Origin of the sequence: Streptococcus hillyeri, from assembly GCF_003686955.1 — a bacterium.
Lineage (GTDB): Bacteria > Bacillota > Bacilli > Lactobacillales > Streptococcaceae > Streptococcus > Streptococcus hillyeri.
Genome location: NZ_RCVM01000073.1, coordinates 1 through 381, shown reverse-complemented (window position 1 = coordinate 381; position 381 = coordinate 1). Strand labels below are relative to the sequence as shown.

The following is a 381-nucleotide window of genomic DNA, read 5'->3' as shown; positions in this document are numbered from 1 at the left end:
TATGGGGTGTCGATATCATAGACATCTTATTCAATATAGTAGACTTCAACACAACTCACATCAAAATTGGCCTTTAAGGTCCTATATAATAATTGCATGACATTAGCAAGTGGTGCGCCAATAATATCACGATTACCATAATGGTATTGTTTATCACGAGGCGTTAACGCTCGATTTTTATTTAGAGAAACAGAACCAGACATAGAAGCGTTAATTGAAGCGGTAAGCGTATTTAATATTGCTGCTGAGGTAGCTGCTGAAAATGAAAATTGTGGTGGTCCTAGTACGTTTTCACCATTGTTGCTTGATACGTTATATCATTTAAATGAAACAACCTATCAACAACGGATTCGTATTCAAGAGGTGGAATAATATGTTTAA

General features: G+C 35.4%; 1 protein-coding gene. It reads right to left on the bottom strand.

Going from position 1 to position 381, the window contains the following annotated elements; genetic code table 11:
- Nucleotides 1–26: 26 nt before the first annotated feature.
- Nucleotides 27–203, bottom strand: a complete 177-nt coding sequence (locus tag EAF07_RS10690) for a hypothetical protein (protein WP_220702236.1) — start codon at nucleotides 201–203, stop codon at nucleotides 27–29.
- Nucleotides 204–381 lie beyond the last annotated feature (178 nt).